The 289-nt window shown below is 61.9% G+C and carries 1 protein-coding gene; it reads left to right on the top strand.

The annotated features are described in order from the left end of the window. Positions 1 to 242: ATP-binding protein (locus BJI47_RS00385; RefSeq protein WP_176224609.1), on the top strand; the 242-nt coding region annotated here is incomplete at its 5' end. Positions 243 to 289 lie beyond the last annotated feature (47 nt).

The raw sequence follows: 289 nt of genomic DNA, 5'->3' as shown, positions 1-289 counted from the left end.
CAGAAACCAGCGACTTCTACGAACTGATAGTCGAACGCCACCGCAAGAAGACCACCATCGTCACCTCCAACCGCGAGCCGTCCGAGTGGCTGACCATGACCGCCGACACCCTGCTCGCGCAATCCGCCATCGACCGGTTGACCTCCACCGCACACACCCTCGTCATCGAAGGACCGTCCTACCGGCAACGCACCCGACCCGGAACAGTTGACGCCACCACCGACAACGAGCATCCTCAATAACGCGCCACGGTGGTCCCTACCCTCTGGCAATCAGGTGGTCCCATCAC

The organism is Rhodococcus sp. 1168 (assembly GCF_002091955.1).
GTDB lineage: Bacteria > Actinomycetota > Actinomycetes > Mycobacteriales > Mycobacteriaceae > Rhodococcoides.
This window is presented reverse-complemented; position numbering and strand designations above follow the sequence as displayed.